This is a genomic window from Caulobacter sp. DWR1-3-2b1, from assembly GCF_049895765.1.
In the GTDB taxonomy this organism is placed as follows: domain Bacteria; phylum Pseudomonadota; class Alphaproteobacteria; order Caulobacterales; family Caulobacteraceae; genus Caulobacter.
Genome location: NZ_JAFCSZ010000002.1, coordinates 284,538 through 307,748, shown reverse-complemented (window position 1 = coordinate 307,748; position 23,211 = coordinate 284,538). Strand labels below are relative to the sequence as shown.

General features: G+C 66.6%; 23 protein-coding genes and 1 pseudogene. 4 read left to right on the top strand and 20 right to left on the bottom strand.

Annotation, left to right across the window (positions count from 1 at the left end):
* Positions 1–762 carry a DUF4422 domain-containing protein gene (locus ACP69S_RS03585; RefSeq protein ID WP_425994916.1) on the top strand — a complete coding sequence of 254 codons (762 nt, stop codon included), beginning with the start codon at positions 1–3 and terminating at the stop codon, positions 760–762.
* A 22-nt stretch (positions 763–784) separates the two neighbouring features.
* Here the strand turns inward: ACP69S_RS03585 and ACP69S_RS03580 are convergent, their stop codons facing one another.
* From ACP69S_RS03580 to ACP69S_RS03560, 5 genes are all read right to left on the bottom strand, one after another.
* The gene (locus tag ACP69S_RS03580; protein ID WP_425994914.1) at positions 785–1,150 is read right to left on the bottom strand and encodes a VanZ family protein; all 366 of its coding nucleotides are present in this window, start codon (positions 1,148–1,150) and stop codon (positions 785–787) included.
* Between the two features lie 181 nt (positions 1,151–1,331).
* A complete protein-coding gene (gene serA / locus ACP69S_RS03575) occupies positions 1,332–2,912 on the bottom strand; it encodes a phosphoglycerate dehydrogenase (protein WP_425994912.1) in 1,581 nt (526 codons plus the stop codon).
* Positions 2,913–3,037: 125 nt separating this feature from the next.
* On the bottom strand, positions 3,038–4,210 hold the full coding sequence (locus ACP69S_RS03570) for a phosphoserine transaminase (RefSeq protein ID WP_425994910.1): 1,173 nt from the start codon (positions 4,208–4,210) through the stop codon (positions 3,038–3,040).
* A 135-nt stretch (positions 4,211–4,345) separates the two neighbouring features.
* A complete protein-coding gene (locus tag ACP69S_RS03565; protein ID WP_425994908.1) occupies positions 4,346–4,771 on the bottom strand; it encodes a hypothetical protein in 426 nt (141 codons plus the stop codon).
* Between the two features lie 61 nt (positions 4,772–4,832).
* Positions 4,833–5,183 (bottom strand): hypothetical protein, encoded by a 351-nt coding sequence (locus ACP69S_RS03560; RefSeq protein WP_425994906.1) that lies wholly within the window; start codon positions 5,181–5,183, stop codon positions 4,833–4,835.
* A 160-nt stretch (positions 5,184–5,343) separates the two neighbouring features.
* On the opposite strand from ACP69S_RS03560, the gene ACP69S_RS03555 reads away from it, so the two are divergent.
* Both ACP69S_RS03555 and ACP69S_RS03550 read left to right on the top strand, forming a co-directional pair.
* Positions 5,344–7,230, top strand: coding sequence for an ATP-binding protein (locus ACP69S_RS03555; RefSeq protein WP_425994904.1), 1,887 nt, complete (start codon positions 5,344–5,346; stop codon positions 7,228–7,230).
* 133 nt (positions 7,231–7,363) lie between these two features.
* Positions 7,364–7,726: pseudogene (locus tag ACP69S_RS03550) on the top strand (hypothetical protein); the annotation flags it as partial.
* Between the two features lie 81 nt (positions 7,727–7,807).
* Here ACP69S_RS03550 and ACP69S_RS03545 read toward each other — a convergent pair.
* The 4 genes from ACP69S_RS03545 to ACP69S_RS03530 form a co-directional block, all read right to left on the bottom strand.
* Positions 7,808–8,629, bottom strand: a complete 822-nt coding sequence (locus ACP69S_RS03545) for a PhzF family phenazine biosynthesis protein (RefSeq protein WP_425994902.1) — start codon at positions 8,627–8,629, stop codon at positions 7,808–7,810.
* A gap of 83 nt (positions 8,630–8,712) precedes the next feature.
* Positions 8,713–9,300, bottom strand: a complete 588-nt coding sequence (locus ACP69S_RS03540) for a nucleotidyltransferase family protein (RefSeq protein ID WP_425994900.1) — start codon at positions 9,298–9,300, stop codon at positions 8,713–8,715.
* On the bottom strand, positions 9,297–10,100 hold the full coding sequence (thiD, locus tag ACP69S_RS03535) for a bifunctional hydroxymethylpyrimidine kinase/phosphomethylpyrimidine kinase (protein WP_425994898.1): 804 nt from the start codon (positions 10,098–10,100) through the stop codon (positions 9,297–9,299). Before thiD ends, ACP69S_RS03540 begins: the two co-directional genes overlap by 4 nt.
* A gap of 1,005 nt (positions 10,101–11,105) precedes the next feature.
* Positions 11,106–11,831, bottom strand: coding sequence for a hypothetical protein (locus ACP69S_RS03530; protein ID WP_425994896.1), 726 nt, complete (start codon positions 11,829–11,831; stop codon positions 11,106–11,108).
* A gap of 125 nt (positions 11,832–11,956) precedes the next feature.
* Here ACP69S_RS03530 and ACP69S_RS03525 point away from each other — a divergent pair, with 125 nt between their 5' ends.
* The gene (locus tag ACP69S_RS03525; RefSeq protein WP_425994894.1) at positions 11,957–12,481 is read left to right on the top strand and encodes a TetR/AcrR family transcriptional regulator; all 525 of its coding nucleotides are present in this window, start codon (positions 11,957–11,959) and stop codon (positions 12,479–12,481) included.
* Between the two features lie 23 nt (positions 12,482–12,504).
* On the opposite strand, the gene folP is transcribed toward ACP69S_RS03525, so the two are convergent.
* The 11 genes from folP to ACP69S_RS03470 all read right to left on the bottom strand — a co-directional run bounded on the left by folP (position 12,505) and on the right by ACP69S_RS03470 (position 23,209).
* Entirely contained in the window at positions 12,505–13,320 is an 816-nt protein-coding gene (gene folP / locus ACP69S_RS03520; RefSeq protein WP_425995005.1) for a dihydropteroate synthase, read from the bottom strand.
* Between the two features lie 136 nt (positions 13,321–13,456).
* The gene (ftsH, locus tag ACP69S_RS03515) at positions 13,457–15,328 is read right to left on the bottom strand and encodes an ATP-dependent zinc metalloprotease FtsH (protein ID WP_425994892.1); all 1,872 of its coding nucleotides are present in this window, start codon (positions 15,326–15,328) and stop codon (positions 13,457–13,459) included.
* A 76-nt stretch (positions 15,329–15,404) separates the two neighbouring features.
* Positions 15,405–16,628: a tRNA lysidine(34) synthetase TilS gene (tilS, locus tag ACP69S_RS03510; protein ID WP_425994890.1), complete on the bottom strand. Its 1,224-nt coding sequence runs from the start codon at positions 16,626–16,628 to the stop codon at positions 15,405–15,407.
* Positions 16,619–17,467, bottom strand: a complete 849-nt coding sequence (gene ybgF / locus ACP69S_RS03505) for a tol-pal system protein YbgF (RefSeq protein ID WP_425994888.1) — start codon at positions 17,465–17,467, stop codon at positions 16,619–16,621. Before ybgF ends, tilS begins: the two co-directional genes overlap by 10 nt.
* A gap of 207 nt (positions 17,468–17,674) precedes the next feature.
* Entirely contained in the window at positions 17,675–18,241 is a 567-nt protein-coding gene (pal, locus tag ACP69S_RS03500; RefSeq protein WP_425994886.1) for a peptidoglycan-associated lipoprotein Pal, read from the bottom strand.
* A 171-nt stretch (positions 18,242–18,412) separates the two neighbouring features.
* Entirely contained in the window at positions 18,413–19,711 is a 1,299-nt protein-coding gene (gene tolB, locus ACP69S_RS03495) for a Tol-Pal system beta propeller repeat protein TolB (RefSeq protein WP_425994884.1), read from the bottom strand.
* 20 nt (positions 19,712–19,731) lie between these two features.
* Positions 19,732–20,553 (bottom strand): energy transducer TonB, encoded by an 822-nt coding sequence (locus ACP69S_RS03490; RefSeq protein ID WP_425994882.1) that lies wholly within the window; start codon positions 20,551–20,553, stop codon positions 19,732–19,734.
* A gap of 8 nt (positions 20,554–20,561) precedes the next feature.
* Positions 20,562–21,095, bottom strand: coding sequence for a protein TolR (gene tolR / locus ACP69S_RS03485; protein WP_425994880.1), 534 nt, complete (start codon positions 21,093–21,095; stop codon positions 20,562–20,564).
* A 3-nt stretch (positions 21,096–21,098) separates the two neighbouring features.
* Positions 21,099–21,797 carry a protein TolQ gene (tolQ, locus tag ACP69S_RS03480; protein ID WP_425994878.1) on the bottom strand — a complete coding sequence of 233 codons (699 nt, stop codon included), beginning with the start codon at positions 21,795–21,797 and terminating at the stop codon, positions 21,099–21,101.
* Between the two features lie 114 nt (positions 21,798–21,911).
* Positions 21,912–22,361: a YbgC/FadM family acyl-CoA thioesterase gene (locus ACP69S_RS03475; protein ID WP_425994876.1), complete on the bottom strand. Its 450-nt coding sequence runs from the start codon at positions 22,359–22,361 to the stop codon at positions 21,912–21,914.
* Positions 22,358–23,209 (bottom strand): FtsW/RodA/SpoVE family cell cycle protein, encoded by an 852-nt coding sequence (locus tag ACP69S_RS03470; RefSeq protein WP_425994874.1) that lies wholly within the window; start codon positions 23,207–23,209, stop codon positions 22,358–22,360. The genes ACP69S_RS03475 and ACP69S_RS03470 overlap by 4 nt, the downstream gene beginning before the upstream one ends.
* Between the last annotated feature and the right edge of the window lie 2 nt (positions 23,210–23,211).

Genomic DNA, 23,211 nt, shown 5'->3' with positions numbered 1-23,211 from the left:
ATGCTCAAGACCTATGTCGCCAGTCACATCCAGACTGAGCAGCCGGCCGTGAGCTATTTCGCGCCCGTCCAGACCGGCTCGGCGCAGAAAGAGGCCTGGCCGGGTTTCCTGCGCGATGACGTCGGCGACCACATCTCGCACCTGAACCGCAACTTCGGCGAACTGACCGGCCTCTACTGGGTGTGGAAGAACACCACCGAGGACAAGGTCGGCTGGTGCCACTACCGTCGCTTCTTCTCGCCCACCCTGTTCCCGCCGGACCAGTACAAGGGCGTCTCGGTCGACGTGTCCCTGGCCCAGCTGATCCTCGACCAGAATCCCGACGGTTCGCTGTTCGATTTCGAGCTGAAACTCTGCGACATCATCCTGCCGGCGATGATCCCGGTCGAATTCGCCGGAGCGGCCTGGTACCGCCACGTCTATCGCGGGGAAGACTGGAACGGCCTGCTGGCGGCGTTGGCCGAGATCTATCCCGAGGAGTATCCCGGCTTCGTGAAATTCTTCGACGAGGTCCACCCGCTGCACTTCTGGTGCATGTTCAAGGCCAAGCGGAAAGTCTTGGACGACTACTGCGAGTGGCTGTTTCCGCTGCTTTTCCACATGTCGACGAAGATCACCCCGTCGGAAGACGACTTCCAGTGCCGGGTCTACGCCTTCGTCACCGAGCTGATCTTCAACTGGTGGACCGTCTCGCGCGGCGTCAGGGCCGTCCATCGGCCAATCATCTTTCTGCCGCAGGCCAAGCCGCCAGGCATCTTCTGACGTCTGGCGCATCGACGCGCAGCTAGGACCGCGCCATCCAGTCCCGCACCAGGATCGGTCCAAGGAAGAAGCCGACGCCCAGGGTGTCGGCGACCACGTCAAAGATATCCGCGTCGCGGCTGACGATCGGCAGGCCCTGCAAGATCTCGATGGCGACCCCAAAGCCCAGCAGAACCAGCGCGATCTTCCAGAACCGGCTTTTGGGTAGGGCGAACGTGACCAGGAAGGTCAGGCCGTAGAAGACGATGAAGTGCTTGGCCTTGTCCCACGGGATCAGGCCGGCGGTGTCATCCCCCGGCGCCACGGCCGCATACAGCGTGAACGCCGTGGCGGCGACAAAGACTGCAAGGCCGAGGCGGTTGATCTTGCGGGGGATGAGGAGGGACATCGGATCCTCTGTTTCCCCTTCCCCTTGCGGGAGAGGGCGGCCCACCCCCGGGTCGCGCAGAGCGCGCGCCCGAGGGTAATGGGTGGGGTGAGGGGTCGCACGGATAGGTCGGCACAACCCCTCATCCGTCATCCGTCTTGCGGATGACACCTTCTCCCGTAAGGGGAGAAGGGCATTCACATTAGAAGGTCAGCGCGCGGGCTTCCTTGACGTGCGGCAGGGCCTGGATCTTGGCCAGCAGCTCGGCCTCCGGCGCCTGATCGACGCCGACCAGGGCGATCGCATCTTCATCAGCAGAGAGACGGCCCAGGTTGAAGGTGGCGATATTGACGCCCGCCTCGCCCAGCAGCATGCCCAAGGCCCCGATAAAGCCCGGCTTGTCGAGATTGTTGATATAGAGCATGGCTGGCGAGAAGCCCGCATCCAGCTCCATGCCCTTGACCTCGACCATGCGCGGCGCGCCGGCGATCACCGTACCGGCGAAGGCGCGCTTGCCCTTTTCGGTGGTGATGGTGATGCGCATCAGGCTGTCATAGGTGGGGCTGACCTCCTGGCGGCTCTCCGAGACGGTGATGCCGCGCTCCTTGGCCACGGCGGGCGCGGAGACCATGTTGATCTCGGCCAGCATCGGCTTGAGGATCCCCGACAGGGCGGCCGAGGTCAGCGGCTTGACGTTCAGCTTGGAGACCTCGCCCTCGTAAGCGATGTCGATCGCGGCGATGCCGAAATCGACCATCTGGCCGGCCAAGGCGCCGATCTTCTCGGCCAAAGCCACGAACGGCTTCAGCTTGGGGGCTTCCTCGGCGCTGATCGAGGGACTGTTGAGGGCGTTGGTCACCGCGCCGGTCAACAGGTAGTCGCTCATCTGCTCGGCGACCTGCAGGGCGACGTTTTCCTGGGCTTCATTGGTGCTGGCGCCCAGGTGCGGGGTGGCCACGACCTTGTCCGATCCGAACAGCACATTGGCCTTGGCCGGCTCTTCGGTGAACACGTCAAAGCCCGCGCCGCCGATGTGGCCGCTGTCGAGCAGGGCGCGCAGGGCGTTCTCGTCGACCAGGCCGCCACGGGCGCAGTTGACGATCAGCACGCCCTTCTTGACCTTGGCCAGAGCTTCGGCCGACAGGATGTTGCGGGTCTTGTCGGTCAGGGGCGTGTGCAGGGTGATGACGTCGGCGCGGGCCAGCAGCTCGTCCAGTTCCACCTTCTCGACGCCGATCTCGATGGCGCGCTCGGGGCTCAGGAACGGGTCGAAGGCCACGACCTTCATCTTCAGGCCCTGGGCCCGGTCGGCGACGATGGAGCCGATATTGCCGGCCCCGATCAGGCCCAGCGTCTTGGCGTACAGTTCCACGCCCATGAAGCGGTTCTTCTCCCATTTTCCCGCCTGGGTGCTGGCATCCGCCGCCGGCAGTTGGCGAGCCAGGGCGAACATCATGGCGATGGCGTGCTCGGCCGTGGTGATCGAGTTGCCGAAGGGGGTGTTCATCACGACGATGCCGGCGGCGGTGGCGGCCAGAATGTTGACGTTGTCGACGCCGATGCCGGCGCGGCCGATGACCTTCAGCTTCTTGGCGGCGGCGATGACGTCCGGATCGGCCTTGGTGGCCGAGCGGACGGCCAAGCCGTCATAGTCGCCGATGATTTCGAGCAGTTCGGCCTTGGTAAGGCCGGTCTTGACGTCGGCCTGGACGCCGCGGGCCGTGAAAATGGCGACGGCGGCGGGGGACAGGGAGTCGGCGATGAGGACGCGGGGAGCGGTCATGGGGAGGTCCAATCTGGTAGAGCCACCCTCGTTTTCGACGAACCGAGGATCAGGCTACTGAAGCGTGAGAGCCGAGCCCCGGTCCTGGCGTGTCGCGGGACGAGGGCTCGGTCGCAGGGCGTTGGTTAGGCGGCGACCAGTTCGGCCGAGACGGTCTCGAACGCCCAGTCGAGCCAGGGCGTCAGGGCTTCCAGATCCGAAGCCTCGACCGTGGCGCCGCACCAGATGCGCAGGCCGGCCGGAGCGTCGCGATAGCCGCCGATGTCGAGGGCGGCGCCCTCCTTCTCGAGCAGGCTGGCCAGCTTCTTGGCGAAGTCGGCTTGGGCGTCGTCAGGCAGGGCGGCGATGGTGGGATCGACGACTTTGAGGCACACCGAGGTGTTGGAGCGGATGTCCGGCGTGGCGGCCAGGAAGTCGACCCACGGGGTCTTGGCCACCCAGTCGGCGAGCACGGCCAGGTTCTGGTCGGCGCGGGCCTGCATGCCTTCCAGACCGCCGATCGACGAAGCCCACTTCAGGGCGTCGAGCGCATCTTCGACACAGAGCATTGAGGGCGTGTTGATCGTCGCGCCCTCGAAGATATCGAGGCTGACCTTACCGCCCTTGGTCATGCGGAAGAGCTTGGGCATCGGCCAGGCCGGCGTATAGCTCTCGAGACGGGCGACAGCGCGGGGCGACAGGATCAGCACGCCGTGCGCGCCTTCGCCGCCAAGCGCCTTCTGCCAGGAGAAGGTCACGACATCGAGCTTCGTCCAGTCCAGGTCCTGGGCGAAGGCGGCGCTGGTGGCGTCGCAGATGGTGATGCCTTCACGGTCGGCCGAAATGAAGTCGGCATTTGGGACCCGGACGCCCGAGGTGGTGCCATTCCAGGTGAAGACCAGGTCCTTGGCCGGATCGACCTTGGCGGTGTCGGGCAGCTGGCCGTAGGGCGCGTCGAGTACCTCGACGTTCGGCAGCTTCAGTTGCTTGGTCACGTCGGTGACCCAGTCCTTGCCGAACGATTCGAAGGCCATCAGCTGCACCGGGCGAGCGCCCAACATCGACCACATGGCCATTTCGACGGCGCCGGTGTCGGAGCCGGCGACGATGCCGATCAGGAAGTCGGCGGGGACCTCGAGCACTTCGCGGGTCTGGTCGATGGCGGCCTTGAGGCGCGCCTTGCCCAGCTTGGAGCGATGCGAACGGCCCAGCACGGCGTTTCTGAGGTTTTCGGGGGCCCAGCCGGGCCTCTTGGCGCAGGGGCCGGAAGAGAACTCGGGACGAGCCGGGCGCTGCGCCGGCTTGGCGAGGGTAGTCATGACGATGTCTCCCATCCTTACAGATGGACAGCGCCCCGTTGGGGGGGCGTGGCCCGCCGGCGAGAAACTCCGTTTCGACGGGGAAGGCAAGGAGAGAATTGTCGCGGACGGCGCTTTTTCGCGCCCTGTCGGCAATTATTTTGCGAGGCGGTTCCGCTTTCGCCAAGCCAGCAAGGCACCGAGCAGGATGCACGCCAGGACCCCCAGGGTGTCGATGTTGTTGATCACCGCGTAGGTGAAATCCCGGGGCAGCTCGCCGACAAGATAATAGGCGTGAAGGCTGAACTGGATCGCCTGAAACAGCATGGCGCCGCCAAGCCAAGGACTGGCATAGCGCAGGGCCAGCATCAGGAAAGCCAGTCCCATCGCGCCTTCGCCGCCCAGCAGCAACAGGGCGTGCAACGACGCGGGAGCGCCCCAGTGGACCAGCAGCGCGAAAGCCCCGCCCGCCAGGACGATGCCGACACCCCAACGCTCCGGCGCGCCACCTTTCGCCCAAGCGAAGGCGAACACCGCGATGATGAGCAGCCAAACAAGAATGGGTTCGAGGGAAGAGTACATGCAAAAGGCCTCTAACCGGAATTAGAGGCCTAAAGCAGTTAAACTATTGCAATGATCGTTTTTAGATCGCTTCGCGCACCGGCTGGATATCACTGCGACGGAAAGCGCCTTGCGGCGGCTTGTCCTCAACGCCGATCATCTTGGTACGGACACCGATGCGCAGCTTCACGTCGTTCAGCTCAGAGTGCATCTCGACCATGGCCGAGCGCGCTTCGCCCAGAGCGGCAAGAGCTTCAACGAGCTTGGAGCTGGCGCGGTCGCCGACCACGACCGACAGGCCGATGTCCTTGCGAGCCTTAAGCATGTCGGCCATCAGTTCGGCCGCTTCAACCATCGCCGCGTCTACGGCGTTTTCCGTCGCGAACAACTTCGTCGCGATCCGCTGTGCAACAAAAACCTTTTCCATGCCCATCTCCCGTTAAGAACCTGTCAATCAAGGTAAACGAAGTCTTAACGGGTGCGCAATCAGAAACACCTCTTAGTGTTGATTTGTCGCGTTCCCCTCCGGGCTTGGAAGCGAAGCGTTAGGGAGATGCCTGCAAAATGAGCTCCTGATTTCACTCGGACGGCCCATGCCTGACCCGCTTCGCAACGCTGACACGCCAACGTACGCGCCGCTCCAGGCGCGAATCGCGGGCGTTGCGCTGATCACGACGGTCATCGCCCTGGTTGCCGCCTGCGCCTGTTTCATGGTCCAGCAATGGAGCGTCGCGCGGCAGGAGGCCCGGGCCAATCATCAGGTTCTGACCCAGATGATCGCCGCAGGCGCCGCAGCGCCGCTCGCAGCGGGCGACGTGGCCGGTGTCCGCAGCGCGCTTGAGGCCGTGGTCAAAGCCCCCCACGTGGCCGGCGTCCAGATCTCGGATCTGCAAGGTCGCATCGTCGCCCGCCTTGGCGATTCGCCACGCGGTGAAGCCATCGGCAAACCGACCCAGACCGTCGAGAAAAAGATCCTGCTTGACGGCCGTCCGATCGGCAGCCTGTCGCTGGTGGCTCGCGAGCCACGCCTGGAGCAGATTCTGGCCCGGGACCTCGCCTTGACCGGCACCTTGTTCTTCGGTTCGGCCGGCCTGGCCATTCTCCTGGCCAATAGCCTGGCGCGCCGCATGACCCAACCCATGCAGCGCCTGACCGAGGCGATGCAGGCCGTGGCCGCCGACGGCCATTTCCGGCCCGTCGAGCAGACCAGCAAGGACGACGTCTTCCAGAGCCTGACCGAGAGCTTCAACCAGTTGGTCGGGCGACTGGAGATCAACGACCAGGACCTGCGCGGCGCCATGGCCGAACTGGTAACGGCCCGCGACGAGGCCAATGCCGCCAATGTCCTGAAATCCCATTTCCTGGCCAATATGAGCCACGAGATCCGCACGCCGCTGAACGGCGTGTTGGCCATGGCCGAGGTCATGGCGATGGATGATCTCAAGCCCGCCCAGCGCGAGCGTCTGGCGGTGATCCGCGATTCGGGAGGCCTGCTGCTCGCCGTGCTGAACGACGTGCTCGACCTATCCAAGATCGAGGCCGGACGGCTCGACCTCGCGGCTGAGAACTTCGATCTGGCGACCCTGGCCGCCGCCTTGCGCGACAGCTTTGTCGGCGAAGCGCGCGACAAGGGTCTGGCCTTCGAGGTCGCCGTCGCCGCCGAGGCCCAGGGCGTCTGGCTCGGCGATGTCGATCGTCTGCGGCAGATCCTCGGCAACCTGATCTCCAACGCTCTGAAATTCACCCTGAACGGCGCGGTGGCCGTGCGGTTCGCCTCCGCCGAGGACGGCTCGGGCCTGCGCATCGATGTGGCGGACACCGGCATCGGCATCTCCGCCGACATCCAGCCGCGCCTGTTCGACAAGTTCGTCCAGGCCGACAGCTCGACCACCCGCCAGTTCGGCGGCTCCGGCCTGGGCCTGGCGATCTGCCGCGAACTGGCCACCCTGATGGGCGGCGGGATCGCCGTGCAAAGCCGCGAAGGCCAAGGCTCGACCTTCACCGTGGTGCTGGCCATGCCGCGCGGCGGCGAGATGGCCCTGGCCGCCGAGGTCGTCGAAGAGGCGCGGCCCACGGCCCGCACCCGTCCTCGCGTGCTGGCCGCCGACGACAATCCGACCAATCAAAGGGTCATCACTGCCGTCCTGGCCCCGCTGGGCGCCGAGGTCGAGCTGGTCGCCGACGGCGTGGCCTGTATCGAGGCCTGGAAGCGCGGCGGGCACGACATCATCCTGATGGACATCCATATGCCGATCATGGACGGCGTCGAGGCCGCCAAGATCATCCGCGAGCTGGAACGCGCCGAGGGTCGCGCTCGCACGCCGATCGTGGCTGTCACGGCCAACGCCCTGGCCCATCAGGTCGAAGGCTATCTGGCCGCCGGCATGGATGGTCACGTCGCCAAGCCCATCGAAGTGACCAAGCTCTATGCGGCCATCGAGGCCGCCATGACCGCCGCGAGCCTCGCCGACGCGGCCTGAAAAGCCTCGCGAAGTTTTTTCGAACCTGAACGCCAGACAACGAGCGGCTCAGAACCGCTTCAGGCGAGACGTGTTTTCTTGGGGTCAACGTCGTCACACAGGCGATGGAGACATTCCTGAGAGGAACCGACCGATGAAGAAGATCCTGCTTTCGATCACGGCGGTCTCGGCCCTGACGGCCGCCACCGTTGTCCCTGCTGTAGCGTCCGCCCAATCCGGCAATCAGCGCCAATACCGGCTCGAGCACCGGATCGATCAAGGCCTGCGCAATGGCTCGCTGAGCCGCGCCGAAGCCTATCGTCTCAACATTCAACTGCGCGAAACCGCCCGCCTGGAATATCGCTATCGCCGCGACGGCCTGAGCGGCTGGGAACGCGCCGACCTCGACCGTCGCTTCGACCGCATCAGCGCCGCGATCCGCTACGAGCGTCATGATCGCGACTATGGTTCGGGCTATGGCCGCGACAATGACCGCGACTACCGTGACGGACATCGCGACCATGACCGCGACTACCGTGACGATCGTCGCGACGATCGTCGCGACGACTATCGCCCGCGCTGGTAGTCCGCATGCAGGTCAGACCGGCTCCAGGCGGAGCCGGCTTTCCACCACGGTAAAGCCGCGGCCGCGCAACAGAATGCGCGCGCCGCGGCTTTCGCATTCCAGGTCCCCGCCCCGGCCGGGATAGGCCTGATGGAAGTGCAAAACCTCGCGTCCCAGCTTGTCGCCGAACAGCGGCATCAGGATGCAGTGAGCCGAGCCGGTGGTCGGATCCTCGGGGATGCCGCAGCCCGGCGCGAAGAAGCGGCTGACCACCTGATAGGGATGGCCCGCATCGGCCAGGGCCACGACCACGATCTGGCCAGGACCGCCGGTGGCCTCTCCGCCGATCAGTTTCACAGCCGTTTGATCGGGCCGAAGCCCGCGCACCGTCGCCTCATCCTTCATCACTGCGATCAGATACATGCCGGCCCAGACTTCGACCGGCGTCTCGCCTAGGGCCTGGGCGAGACCGTCGGGAATCGGGGTCTGGCGCGGCAGGTCGGCGGGGAAGTTCATCTCCAGACGGTCGCCGTCGCGGCGCACGGTCAGTTCGCCGGCGTGGGTGTCGAAGGTCAGGAGCGGTGCCTCGACGCCCATCTCGAAGAACAGCGCATGGGCTGCGGCCAGGGTGGCGTGGCCGCAGATCGGCGCCTCGACGGCCGGGGTGAACCAGCGCAGGCCAAACCGCGCCGGGTCTCCGGTCTTCTGCAGGAACGAGGTCTCGGCCTGATTGTTCTCCGCCGCCAGGGTCTGCATCCAGGCAGCCGACGGCCAGGCGTCGAGCGGCTCGACCACGCAGGCCGGGTTGCCCTTGAACGGCGCGGAAGCAAAGGCGTCGATGGTCCACTGGCGCATGGCGCGGGTCCTTCAGAAAATGACGGCGACAGAGCTAATGCGAATTGAATCATGGATCAAAGCAAACATTGTCATGATGACAATCAAGTCCCCTCCACCGTGATCTCCGGCCAGCGCGCCTGGGCGGAAGCGGTAGTTCGCTCCCAGCCGCCCGCGCCCTTCACGCGCAGGGGATTGGGCCGCAGGTACAGGGCGAACAGGTCCTCCAGCCCGAACGGCGCGAAGAGGCTCAAGGTGTCGCCGGCCTCCATCCGAACCCCCACGCAGAAGGCGGTGGCGACGAACCGCTTGAGGGCGGCGGCGCTGTCCTCGAGCGGCGGATAGGGCTCGTCGGCCCCGAACTTCTTTTCGAACCACAGATGCACCCGGGCCTGGTTTCGCACCTCGACCAGCTCGCGCAGCGGCGGCTCAAACGCTGTGGCGACCCGCTGGATCACCACATCCTCGGCCTCGTAGGAGGTGTCCGAGGCGTCGTGATAGGCGACGTCGTAGTCCTTGATGCCGTAGTCCGGCGCGCGGCCGGTCAGGTGGTTCCAGACCGGCTGATAGATCGCGCCAGAGAAGATCATCGCGTCGGGCAGCCCCAGATCGCGGATCGTCCGCAGCACCTGCATCGTCGTCGGCACGCCGTAGATGATGTCGATCAGGCGGGTTTCGAGGGAAGTCGTCATTTCCGCAGCGTCCATCCGTGGTCCAGGGGTCCGTGTCCGCCGCCGAAGCCGGGCGCGCGCAGCATGGCCTCGTGCACATAGTTCCAGGCCCGCGCCACAGCCTGTTCCAGCGGCAGGCCCTGGGCCAGACCGACGGCGCAGGCCGAGGCCAGGGTGCAGCCGGTGCCGTGCGTGTGGCGGGTGTCGATCCGCTCGCCCTCGAAGCTGGTCTCGCCGGCCGGGGTCATCAGCAGATCGACGACGCGGTCGCCGGCCACATGACCGCCCTTCATCAGCACAGCCTTGGCGCCGAGCGCCAGCAGCGCCTCGCCAGCCCGACGCAGGTCATCGGTGGTCTCGACCGCAAGCCCTGTGAGGGCCGCGGCCTCGGGCGCGTTGGGCGTCAGGAGGGCGGCGCGGGGGATCATCAGGCTTTTCACCGCGCCGATCGCGGCGTCGGCCAGCAGGCTGGTCCCGCCCTTGGCGACCATCACCGGATCGATGACAGCAGGAACGCCTTTGGAATAGTCCAGCGCGGCCGCCACCGTTTCGACCACCCCGACATCGCCCAGCATGCCGGTCTTGATGGCGTCGGCCCCGATGTCGTCGAGCACGGCGCGGGCCTGGGCCGCGATGATCTCCAGCGGGATCGGATGCACGCCGGTGACGCCCAGGGTGTTCTGCACGGTCACGGCGGTGATGGCTGTGGCCGCATAGCCGCCCAGGGCGGTGATGGTCTTGATATCGGCCTGAATGCCCGCGCCGCCGCCGGAATCCGATCCGGCGATGACGAGAACGCGGCCTAGATGAGCTTGGATCATGACGGGAGTCCTAGGGGGGAATCGGCAGGGTGCGAAGGGGGGAGCGATCATCGGCAAGGATCGGGACGCCCCCTCCGTCACGTCGCCTCCATCCTTTGCTTGGGGGCGCGCCGCGCCACCTCCCCCGCTACGCAAGGGAGGAGAAGATCGCATCGCCTCACCCGTACAACGGGGGAGGTGGCGAGCTGCGAATACGCAGCGTGACGGAGGGGGCGTCCCGGCGTCGGACACGGCTTTTCAGCCTCGCGCCAAACTGGCTGCAAGTGGTTGGGGAGGCGCGAAGCGGCCGGGGCGACCCCGGATGACCGTGATGTGTTTTGTGCGTTTCGGTTCGACCTGTCCGCTTCGCCAAGCTGTTCTTGACCGTGAGGATTGGGGCACACGAGCGTGAGTTTCAGCTCTGATTCCCAATTAACCCCCGGACGGGCGCGCATCTCGTCGATCGGCTATCCGTCTCGACGCCGACGATGTGCGATAGGCGGCTTCTGACCCCCGCCCTCCTTTATTCCGCGCTGTCTCACCTGCGAGTGGTCCGGTGGTCCCGGATCAATCCAACGAACAGACCACCATCGTACCCGCCGCGTGACCGCGCGGCCCCGCTCAGCTTCATCACCCGTCGCCGCATCAGGCCGGTACCAAGCGCCCTCCCCCTGCGACGGGGACAGCACTGAGAATACGGGCGGTTTCAGCGCCGAGGATCGGGGCGATGAAGTTTTTTACAAGCTGCTGATCTAGCTGGAGTTTGCCTCGGAAAGCACGGGGATGGAGCAGGTCCAATCCCCATAACCCATGCAAACCTCGTCATCCCGCGACTTGTTCGCGGGATCCCATTTGCCCGCCGCAAGTGCTGAGCGGAACGAAGCACTCATATGGAAGCTGAACCATGGGTCCCGGGAACAAGTCCCGGGATGACGGAGGTTTATGGATGGGTCCGCACTCATCTTGGCGCCGAAGGGAGCGACCCTCTACCTCACGGCCGGCGGCTTAGATCGTCGGGATGGACGATCAGTCTTTCGCCGCCACAAGGGGCGCCGCACCGGCACTTTTAGCGGAAGGCTTGAAGCTCTCTGCGGCAAGCATGGCTGCCATGCAGAGGCCCCAGCCAGCGAGGAGTGCGAGGATCTGGGTCAGTTGCTCAGGTCCGACGTAGTCTCCCGACATCAGGATCGCTACCGGGGCTGCAGCAGCCATGACAGAGGCGGCTGCCGCAATACGCGCCTTCCCGCCAAGCGACCATGAAGCGATGCCAAAGGCGACGAAACCGAAGCATTGCGCTCCGAAGCCCAGCTTCGTGAATCCCTGGATCACCGCCGCCATCAGGCGCAGACCGTCCGCTGTCGCCGCTGTACAGCCCGCCGCCGACGCGTTGCAGCGAGAGATCAATTCGTAGACCACGAAGCCGTCAAAGGTCATCGCGATCACCAGAAGGGCAGCCGCGAGACTGCAGAAGATCGTCCCGACGAGAACCAATGGCCGATCCAGACCAAGGCGGCGCGCAAGCAAGAACAGTCCAAGGAGCTGACCGACGACAATGAGCATGAGAACGGCGTGGAAGGTGAGATTCGTCTGCATGATCGCGGCGAGCCCCCCGAAGGGAATGCCGGACTCCTGCTCGGCGCGGGAAACGACGGGATGATGCGTGACCAGCGCGACTTCCAGGAGCGCTGTGCACCCAACGAGCGCAGCCGCAAGGCGGGCGGGGGGCGGCATAGGGTGAGCGGCTGCTGTCATGGGATGGTCCTGTTCATCAAAACGAAGCCCTAGTTAGCCGGAAGGGCTCCCCGAGATCTTGGACACTTGTGCCGATCCGTCGGAAGTGGAACACCGAAGAACATTCGTCTGGGATCCGATAGCCAATGGTAGATAAGCGCGTCGACAGAACCCGTTCGGCGCTTGAGCAATCCTTCAATGATATCTTTCTCGGCGAGGGCTACGAGAAGACCACCCCCGCGCGCGTGGCGGAAGCAGCGCAGGTTGGACGCTCGACCTTCTACGAACATTTCGACGGGCAAGAGGACCTTCTGGAAAAGCGCCTGCTGAAGGTGTTGCTTCCGTTGAGTGACGCGACAATGTCGAACGCCGTGCCTGGCGACCTCGAGTCCCTGCTCCTACATTTCTGGGAAAAACGCGTTATCGTTCGAGCGCTCCTTGGCGGTCGGGCTCGCGCGGTGGCTATGCGTGCTCTGACAGGGTTGATTGAAGAGCAGATCCGTAGTCAGCGAACGGGATCGGCGGTTCCGCTTCGCCTGATCGCGGTCCAGATTGCTGGCGGTCACCTGGCGTTGCTGGAGGAATGGCTATCGGGACGTCACCGGTGTTCGACCGATGACTTGGCCAGGGTGATCGCCGCAAACGCCCGCGCTCTGGTGCTGGTCCAGTAGGCGCACCGTCGCCAATTACACCCTCAGTGGGCGGAGCCCACCGCTTCCCACACCGCAAGCGCCTGCGCCGTCTCGCGCACGTCGTGGACCCGCACCGCCGCGACGCCCGCCGCCGCGCCGGCCAGATGCGCCGCCAGCGAGCCGCCCAAACGGTCATCCGAATGTGCCCCCAGGGGATCGATGGCTGCGATGAAGCGCTTTCGGCTGGCGCCCAGCAGGATCGGATAGCCTAGCGCCACAAACCGCGGCAGGGCGGCGATCAGGGCCAGGTTGTGCTCGGTGGTCTTGCCAAAGCCGATGCCGGGATCCAGCCAGATCTTCCCACGCTCGACCCCGGCGGCCATGGCCGTGAAGGCGCGGGCCAGTAGGAAGGCCTCGACCTCGGCCACGACGTCACTATAGCGCGGGGCATCTTGCATCGTGTCGGGCTCGCCCAGCATGTGCATCAGCACCACTTCGCAGCCCATCTCGGCGGCGACCTCGGGCGCGTCCGGCGCCGCGCGCAGGGCCGCGACGTCGTTCCAGATCGTGGCTCCCGCCGCGACGGCGGCGCGGGCCACGGCGGGCTTCATGGTGTCGATCGAGATCGACACGCCGCTGTGGGCGCGGATCGCCTGAACCAGCGGGATGACCCGCGCCAGTTCATCGGCCTGGGCCACGGGCGCGGCGCCCGGCCGGGTCGACTCGCCGCCGATGTCGAGGATGTCGGCCCCGTCGGCGATCAACTGGCGGGCATGGGCCAGGGCCAGGGCGTCGTCGAAGAACCGTCCGCCGTCCGAGAAGCTGTCGGGCGTGACATTGACGATCCCCATGACGCGGGGGCGGGCGTGACGGGCGATCATTGAGGTGTTTTAGGCGCAGACGCCCCCCGCGTCATGTCGCGTGTTTGCGCCCTGCCATGCCTCTCGACGACCCAAAGAAAAAGCCGGATCGGCGAACCGATCCGGCTTCAACATCTTCCGAAAGCAGAAAAGCTTAGGCTGTCACGCCCGCAGGCGAGATCGGCACCGACGAGATCGGGGCGACCGGCTTCTTCTCTTCCTCGTCCGTCCGCGTAGGCTGGACGCCCTTCATGACGCCGATGATCTCGTCGCCGCTCAGGGTCTCGAACTCCAGCAGGGCCTTGGCCACCGCGTGCAGGTTTTCCAGGTCCTCGGTCAGGATCCGGCGAGCCTCGTCCTCACCGGTCTTGACCAGGCGGCGGACCTCAGCGTCGATGGTGATCATGGTCTCGGGCGAGACGTTCTGGGTGCGCGCCACCGAATGGCCCAGGAACACCTCGTCCTGGTTGTCGCCGTAAGCCACGGTGCCCAGTTTGTCAGAGAAGCCCCAGCGGGTGACCATGTTGCGGGCCAGGCCCGTGGCGGCGCTGATGTCGCTGGAGGCGCCCGAGGTGATCTTCTCCTTGCCGAAGATCAGTTCCTCGGCCACCCGGCCGGCCATCATGATCGCCAGGCGCGAGGTCATCATGTCGAAGCTCATCGAGTAGCGGTCGCCCTCGGGAAGCTGCATGACCATGCCCAGGGCCCGGCCGCGCGGTACGATGGTGGCCTTGTGCACCGGATCGGCGACGGGGACGCGCAGAGCCACCAGGGCGTGGCCGCCCTCGTGATAGGCCGTCAGCTTCTTCTCATCCTCGCTCATGGCCATCGAGCGACGCTCGGCGCCCATCATGACCTTGTCCTTGGCGTATTCGAAGTCGTGCATGGTGACCATGCGGCGCTCTTTGCGGGCCGCCGTAAGGGCCGCCTCATTGACCAGATTTGCCAGGTCGGCGCCTGAGAAGCCGGGCGTGCCGCGCGCCAGGGTGCGCACATCGACATCGGCGGCCAGGGGCACATTCTTCATGTGGACGCGGATGATCTTCTCGCGGCCGGCGACGTCGGGATTGGGCACCACGACCTGACGGTCGAAGCGGCCGGGACGCAGCAGGGCGGGGTCCAGAACGTCGGGACGGTTGGTCGCCGCGATCAGGATGATGCCTTCATTAGCCTCGAAGCCGTCCATCTCGACCAGCAACTGGTTGAGGGTCTGTTCGCGCTCGTCATTGCCGCCGCCCAGGCCGGCGCCGCGATGGCGACCGACGGCGTCGATTTCGTCGATGAAGATGATGCAGGGGGCGTTCTTCTTGGCCTGCTCGAACATGTCGCGCACGCGGCTGGCGCCGACGCCGACGAACATCTCGACGAAGTCCGAACCCGAGATCGTGAAGAACGGCACGCCCGCCTCACCCGCGACGGCGCGGGCGATCAGGGTTTTACCCGTACCGGGAGGGCCGATCAGCAGGGCGCCCTTGGGGATCTTGCCGCCCAGGCGCTGGAACTTGGCTGGATCCTTCAGGAAATCGACGATCTCCTGAAGTTCTTCCTTGGCTTCGTCCACGCCGGCGACGTCGTCGAAGATCACCTTGTTCTTGTTCTCGGTCAGCAGGCGGGCCTTGGACTTGCCAAAGCCCATGGCGCCTTTGGCCCCGCCCTGCATCTGGCGCATGAAGAACACCCACACGCCGATCACCAGGATGATCGGCAGCAGGTTGACCAGGATGGCCAGCAGACTGATGCCGCCGCCCTTGAACTTGACGTCCGCGCCCTTCGCCACCAGGCGATTGACCAGTTCGTCCGAATTGTTCGGGGCGTTGACGGTCAGCACCTTACCCGAACCGTCCTTGGCCTGGACAATCTGCCCGGCGATGTCGGCCGACTTGATCTCGCCGGCGTCCACCTTCCGCAGAAGCTCCGAATAGCTGATTTCGCCGCCGGTCTGAGTGCGTGAGGTCTGGTTCACGACGAACACGCCGACCAGCACCGCAACGAACACCAGCCAGATGGCCAGATTCCTGAAATTCATACGCGTCGTCTTCCCAACGATAGCCTTCGACCTCCCAAGATAGGGGGTCGCGAGCGCTTGCGCCACGCGCGCGTGGTCAGGTCACGCATTCTTGGTCGATAAGGCCGGTCGCAGCCCTGAAACGATCCAGGAATAGAGCCCCAATTCGCGCGCCATCGCAGACTGCAAAAGTCGGGCCGCCGAGGATGGGACAGCTCACCGCTCCGCTCGCCGAAACCAAGGCAGGCAAGGCCGGACGGGCTGCGGCGGGCGCGGTCTTGAGCGCGGCTTGCTCGGCTTTCGACAGAGTGGCGGCCAGACCTTTCAGGGCTCGGACGGTGATCGGCGCGCTCCCCGCCGAAATTTCGTAGCGGCCGTCCCAGACGCCGGTTTCGCCCGGCGAGAGGGCCATATCGGCCAGGCCACCCCGCGCCGACTCGCCGGCGTCGCGGTGGAATCGCACGGCGTCGGGGTTGGCCTCGATTCGCGCGCCGGCCAGGGTGGCGGTGAAACGCTCGCCCGAACGCAGCCGGGCGACCAGCCGTTCAAGACGCTCGCCGCGCGGCGGACGGTCAGTTCCGGCCGCGCACAGGCAGGCGGCGGCGAGGTGAGCGGCGGCGGCGTCTCGCGGCAGGACGATGACGCCCAGCCGATCGCCCTCGAAGGACGGAGGCGTTCGGATCGGCGCGGCGGGGGTCGCGACCGCCGGCGCAGAGCGCCTGGCCCGGGCGCGGGCCGACCCGGGATCGTCGTTGGCCGGATCGTCGAGCCAGGTTTCGCCCCGCTCGGCCAGCCACGTCCGGATGTCGGCGCGGCGCTGGTCCAGCAAGGGGCGCAGGAGGAAAACGCCCCGCCCTTCCGGCCAGGCCGGCGACGGCGCCCAGTCGCGCGGATCGGAAACGGTCGAGCCCTCGGCGCGCATGACGGCGGCCTCGGCGATGTCGTCGGCGGTATGGCCCAGCAGCAGGATGCGGGCTCCGGCGGCCCTGGCCGCATCGGCCAGCAGGGCGTGGCGGGCCCGGCGGGCGGCGGCGGAAAGACCGGTGGCCGGCTTGTCGGCCGTCCAGGAGAGGGCCAGGGCCGTCGCGCCAAGCGACCGGGCCTTGGCCACGGCGTCACGGGTCCAGGCGCCGCTGTCTGGCTGCAGCCGATGATCGACGGTCAGGCTCAGCACCGGCCGGTCATGGGCCTTGGCCCAGTCCAGCGTCAGAATCAGCAAGGCCAGCGAGTCGCTGCCGCCGGAAAAGCCAATCGCCAGAGGGGCGAGGCTTCCAGGATCCAGCCGCCGGTCGAGGACGGCCGAAACCTCGTTTAGGCGCACTTGGCCGCGACGCGGGTCGAGGCGGCTCGCGAGACGACGGCCGGCGGGGCCTTGGGATAGCGCTTGGCCAGCTCGTCCAGGGTCTTGCAAGCGTCGGTGGGCTTCTTCAGGGCCACCAGCGAGCGTGACAGCTTCAGGGTGGCGTCCGGCGCCCAGCTGGTCTGCGGCCAGCCGCGGACGGCGCCGAGATAAGCGCCGGCGGCGTCGCCATAGGCCTCGCGGACGAACAGGGTCTCGCCCAGCCAGTAGCGGGCCTCGGGCGTTCTGGCGGTGTCGGGATAGTTGCTCACATAGGCCGAGAAGGCGGCTTCGGCATTGGCGTAGTCGCCGTCCAGCAGGAACTGGCGGGCCTGCTTGAAGGCCAGGGCAGGATCAGCAGGCGGCGCGGGTGGAGCCGGCGGTTCGGCGGCGGCCTGGACGGCAGCGGTCTCCATGGCCGTCAGCTTGGCTTCCAGCGCCCCGAGCCGGGCTTCCAGAGCGTCGCCGCGCGTCTTCTGCTCCGTTGACGCCCGGCGGGCCTGGTCCAGGTCGTGGGTCAGGGTCTCGTTCTGGCCGTTGACCTTCTGCAGCGTCTGTTCGAGATCGCCGATGCGCTCGCCCAGGGTCAGGATCTGGGCCTCGGTCTCGGCCGGCTGAACTACGACCGGCTTGCCGGTGTCGCGGCCCTGAAAGACGATGGCCCGCAGTTCACGGACCACCTTCTCCATACGCTCGACGCGCTTGACCGAGCGATCGTCCAGAGGATCCTCGGGCATGGGCGTCTGGGCGAGAGCCGGAGCGGCGCCCATGACGAGCAGAGGGGCCAGCAGGCCGGCGAGCAGGGCGGATTTCAGCTTCATGTCGGCGATTATGCCCTGATTGCGGACAAAAGTGGGGCGGAGGAAAAAACTCTCACCCGAGGGCTGCGATCAGCATCCCCTAAAACAGCCCATCATCCGGCCGCCCCCGGCGAAGGCCGCGGGCGAAGCCGGGACCCAGGAGCAGCCGCAGTGCGCTGGCCCCCGGGTCCCGGACAGCCTCTGCGAGGCCTCCGGAATAACGAGTTTTCAGCGCGCGCCGTCGGTGATGGCGGTGCGAGCGTTACGGTTCTTGGCCCAGGCGTCTTCCGAGGTTCCGGCGTCGATCGGGCGTTCCTTGCCGTAGGACAGGGTCTCGATGCGCGCGCCCGAGACGCCCTGGCCGACCAGGAACTCGCGGACGGCGTTGGCGCGGCGGGCGCCGAGGGCGAGGTTGTATTCGCGGGTGCCGCGCTCGTCGGCATTGCCTTCGATGCGGACGCGAACGCCCTGGTAGCGGTTCAGCCATTGGGCCTGGGCGGCCAACACCGGTTGGGCGTCGCTGCGGACGGCATATTCGTCGGTGTCGAAATAGATGCGCTCACCGATATTGATGACGAAGTCCTGCACCGAACCGGGGATCGCTCCCTGGTTCACGCCGGGCGATTGCGGCGGGGTGTACGGATCGCTGGGGTTCGACGGCTGGCTCGGAGCGACAGGGCCGGGACCGGCGGGCTTCGGACGCGAAGCGCAGGCGGCGAGAGACACGGCCGCCAAACCGATCAGCGCCAGTCTAGCGGCGCGCTTGGTGTCGAAGTTCATCCAGTTTCTCCTCAAAACCTCGGTTCGGACCTGATGGATACGCGCCAAGCACCTTGGTGGGGCAATCAAAATGCCTAACCAAGCCTCATAATGCCGTCAGATGACCTTGTCGCGACCTTGATTCACTTGCAAGGCGAACCGTCACAGCAACGCCTGCAAACGGCCAAGGTTTCGCCAGGGCCTGATTCAGTCGAGCAAGGGCGACCATGCCGGGTCGGAGGCCTGCCCCTGATAGGCGGCCGGACGCAGGATCCGGCCGGTGATGTCGACGGTCCACAGGCGCGGCGTTCCGCTCTGGGTCTCGCGGAAATACATCAGCACCCGGCCGTTCGGCGCCCAGGTGGGGCCCTCGTCCAGATAGCTGGTGGTCAGCAGGCGCTCGTCCGAGCCATCGGTGCGCATGACGCCGATGTGGAACCGGCCGCTGCTTTGCTTGGTGAAGGCGATGAAGTCGCCGCGCGGGCTCCACACCGGGGTGGTGTAGCGACCGCCGCCATAGGAGATGCGGCGCACGCCCGAGCCGTCGGCGTTCATCATATAGAGCTGCGCCTGGCCGCCCCGGTCGGAGTTGAAGACGATCTTGCTTCCGTCCGGCGAGAACGAGGGCGAGGTGTCGATAGCCGGGTCGGTGGTGATCCGCACCGAATTTCGGCTGCGCAGGTCCAGCACGTAGATGTCGCTGTTGCCGCCCTTCTCGACCGAGAAGGCCACCTTGCGGCCGTCGGGCGAAAAGCGCGGGGCGAAGACCATGCCCGGGAACTTGCCCACCGTTTCCTGGCGGCTGGTTTCCAGGTTCAGCAGGTAGATCGACGAGCCCGTCGGCCGCAGGGCCATATAGGTCAGCTCCTGGCTGGTGGCCGAGAAGCGCGGGGTCATGACGATATAGGAGCCGTCAGTCAGGAACTGCGGGTTGGCGCCGTCCTGGTCCATGATCGCCAGACGCTTGACCCGGGCCACCTTCGGGCCGCTCTCGGCCACGAAGGCCACGCGGGTGTCGAAATAGCCCTTTTCGCCGGTCAGGCGCTCATAGACGGCGTCGCTGATCTTGTGGGCCACACGTCGCCAGTTGTCGGGCGTCGAGCTGAACTGCAGGCCAAGCAGTTGCTGCTGGCTGAACACGTCCCACAGGCGGAAATCGACGCGCAGGCCGCCGTCGGCGCCCACGGTCACCTGGCCGTTGATCAGGGCCTGGGCCCCGGTCGCCTGCCAGTCCGGGAAACGCGGTTGGACGTTCACGTCCGGCAGCTTGTCGGCCACGGCCGCGACGTTCAGCGGCTGGAACAGGCCCGAGCGCTCCAGATTGCCGGTGATGACCTGGGCGATCTCGGCCCCGCGCGGCGTTCCGGAAAAGGCGGGCACGGCGATCGGAAGCGGCTTGACCGCGCCGGCATTGATGTCGACCTCAATCTGGGCGGCGGCCGGGCCGGCGATCATGGCGCCGCCGACCAGGGCGGCGACCATCAGAAGCAGGGCTTTCAAGCGCATCACATTCCCCTTGGGCGTCATCATCGCGAGCAGGCCTGTTTTGCGTTGAAGTTCAGGGCGATTTTCTGACCGTAGAGGTCGGAAGGCAGATAGGCGAACGGCGAGGCCTGCAACAACGCGCGAACCGCGCGGTCGGACGCGGCCTTGACCACGGAGTCCGGCGAGGATGTGCCAGGCGATTCCGGCTGACCGACGACGCGTCCGCCCGGACCGATCACGAACACCACCCGCACATTGACGCTGGAGCCGCCCTCGACTTCGCAATTGGGGTTCCAGCGATCCTGCACCTCGCCCTGCAAGCGGCCCAGGGCGGCGGCCGACAGGCCGGTGGCCGCGCCTGCGGCGGGACGCGCCGAGACCGAAGTCTCTGCGCGGCTGGGGCCCTTGGGCGCATTGGCGGCGGGCTTGCCGGTCGACTTCTTGGTCTTCGACAGCGACGCCTCCAGCGAGGCGAAGAAGTCGTCATTGGCCTTGGCCGGCGCCGGCTTCTTGGCTGGCGTCGGCGTCGGGGTCGGCTTGGGCGCGGCCTTGGACGGCGGGGTCGGGGCGGGTGTCGGAACGGGCGCCGGCACGGGGGCGGGCGGGGTCGGCGTCGCCTCGGGGATCGGCTCCTCGGTCAGGGCCGTCTGCTCTTCCAGCGCTTCCTGCGCCGGGCGGACATTGGTCGGGCCGTTGGTGACGATCGTCACCGGCACGCTCTCGCCCAAGGTGATGGGCGTGGGCTTCTTCCACGGCAGGCCGATCAGGATCGCCGCCGCCAGCAGCCCGTGCAGCGCGACCGACCCGATCAGGGCGGGCGAGAATTCGGTCTCCCTCTGACTGTGCACGGCGCCGCGAGCCATCCGAGGTCCTATTGCGCCGGCCGCAGGTCGCCCGCGCCCTCAGGCAAGGCGTCGCGCGGGGCAGCGCCGGAGGACGGGCCTCCCGTCTCGGTGATCAGGTTGATCTTGGCGAAGCCAGCATTGGACAACGCCGCCATGGTCTGGGCGACCACGGCATAGGTCGCCGCGCCGTCGGCCCGCACGAACAGCGGCTTGTCATAGCCGTCTCCGGCGATGGCGGTGATGCGCGGCGCCAGATTCTCGAACGGAATTTGCGTCTCGCCCCCCTTGGGATCGGTTACGAAGATCTGGCCATCGGCGCGGACCGACACGGTGATCGGCTCCTGCTGACTTTGCAGGGCGGCGGCCTCGGTCTTGGGCAGCTCCAGCGGCACACCGGCGGTCAGGAGCGGGGCGCTGATCATGAAGATGATCAGCAGCACCAGCATCACGTCGACCAGCGGGGTGACATTGATCTCGGACAGGGCCCCGCGCGAACGGCGGCCGCGCCGGCGACCGCGTCGCCCGCCGGTGGCGAAGGCGTCATTGGCGGACATCGACATGGGCTAGACCCGCTCGGCCAGGCGACGCTGGATCGCGGTGGACAGGTCGTCGGCGAAGCCTTCCAGGCGGCCGGCATACTTGCCCGCGTCGGTCGAAAACTTGTTGTAGGCGATATAGGCCGGGATGGCGGCGACCAGGCCGATGGCAGTGGCGAACAGGGCCTCAGCGATCGATGGGGCCACCACGGCCAGCGAGGTGTTCTTCGAAAGGGCGATGGCCTGGAAGGCGTGCATGATGCCCCACACCGTGCCGAACAGGCCGATGAAGGGGCTGGCGGTGGCGACGATGGCCAGGCTGCCCAGGCCTTCCTCGACCTTGGCGCTCTCGCGGGCGATCATGGTGTCCATGATCCGGTCGATGCGCTGGATCAGGAAGGCGCTCTGGCTTTCGCTGATCGCGCCCCGCGCCTTGGCCTCTCGCCATTCGCGCAAGGCCGCCTGCAGCATGCGTGGCAGCGGATGGCGCGGATTTGAGCCAGCCTCACCCGCGACGTCTTCCAGCGAGCGCCCGGCGCCGACCTGGGTTTCAAAGCGGTCGGCGGCGCGGTTGAGCGTTGCGAAGCGGAACAGCTTTTCGAGGATCACGGCCCAGGAGCCCAATGAGGCGAGGATCAGGCCGATCATCACCCCCTTCACCACCCAGTCGGCCTGCATGAACAGGGCGAGGAACGAGAAATTGGCGGGGGCTGCGGCGGCGTCCATGCGGGAATCCTGCTCCGTTCGGGCGTCAGTCTTAGGTCTGGTGTCTTACTGGCATGAAGCGGCGCTTTGGTGAAACTATGACAATCATCGAGGGAGCCGGAAAATTTCGTCGGCTCAACTTGCGAGCTTCCCACCCTCGAGCCAGGGGGACAGCTGGGCCAGCATCTCCGACGTCGGCTTGCGGGGCCGACCGTCGAGCGTGATGCACACCGCCACGCCCGAGGCCTGACAGATCAGGTCGGCGCCGCGCGTGATCCTCTGGGTCACGAACAGGCGCGGCCCCTTGATGCTGTCATAGGTCGTGCGGACCACCAGGGCGTCGTCGATCCGCGCCGAACGCTTGAAGTCCAGCTCCATGCGGATGATTGCGAACGCCGTGTCGGCCTCCGCCAAGGCGGTGTGCGAGATGCCGATCAGCCTGAAGAAGTCGCTCCGCCCCCGCTCGAAATAGCGCAGGTAATTGGCGTGATAAACGACGCCGGAGAAGTCGGTGTCCTCGTAATAGATCCGGACAGGCAGCTGGTGCTCGCGGCCCTCGAACACGCCGGCGGTGGGGTGGATCATGGCGCTGGATCACCCTCCTTGGCGGGTTCTGCAAAGACGAGACCGATCGAAAGGCCCCAGGCCAGGATCGGCGCGGCGCCGTAACCCAAGACCGGCGCGGGATAGTTGCCAAACAGGTTGGCGAAAATCCAGCCTGCCCACAACGCCGCCAGAGCCAAAGCTTCGGCGCGCCGCTCTGGTCGGCTGGCGGCGACCAGCAGAAACGGCGCGGGCAGGCTGAACATCAGGATCGCGGCCAGGGCGCCCACCACGGGGCTGGTCGCGAAGCTGACGGCCAGCAGGCCTTCAACATAGGGCACGGCCGGAAGGGCGTCGGGTGCGGTCCAGGCGGCGTAGGCGAACACGGCGGCGACGGCGACCACGGCCCAGGGGACCATCTGGCGCGGGCGCTGGACAAAGGTTGCCGCGCCGATGGCCAGGACCCAGGCCAGGGACGAGGCCGCGTCATGCTGGTAGAGCAGCGCAAAGCTCAGGCCGGCGGCCAGGGGAGCAACGCGCCGGTCGTCGAAACCTCTCGCGAACGCCCACACAGCCAGTGGCAGGGCCAGGAAGGCGGTGTGCAGTTGCACCGGCCCAAGGGCCAGCCAACGCCGCGCGCCCTCCAGGGCGACGCCGGTTATCAGGGTCCAGACCAGCGCCAGGGCGCAGGCGGCGACCAGCAACCAGTACCGCCAGCCCGCCTTGCGCCAGAAGCGCGCAACGACCAGCGCCAGGCCAAGGGCGATGACGGCGGCCAGGGTCTGCGGCACCAGCGCGTTGCGACCGGCGCCGGCCACAGTGATCGCAACCAGCGAAACGCCAAGGCAGGCCGCCGCCTGGAGGCCGGTCACGAACCGGATGGCGCGCATGC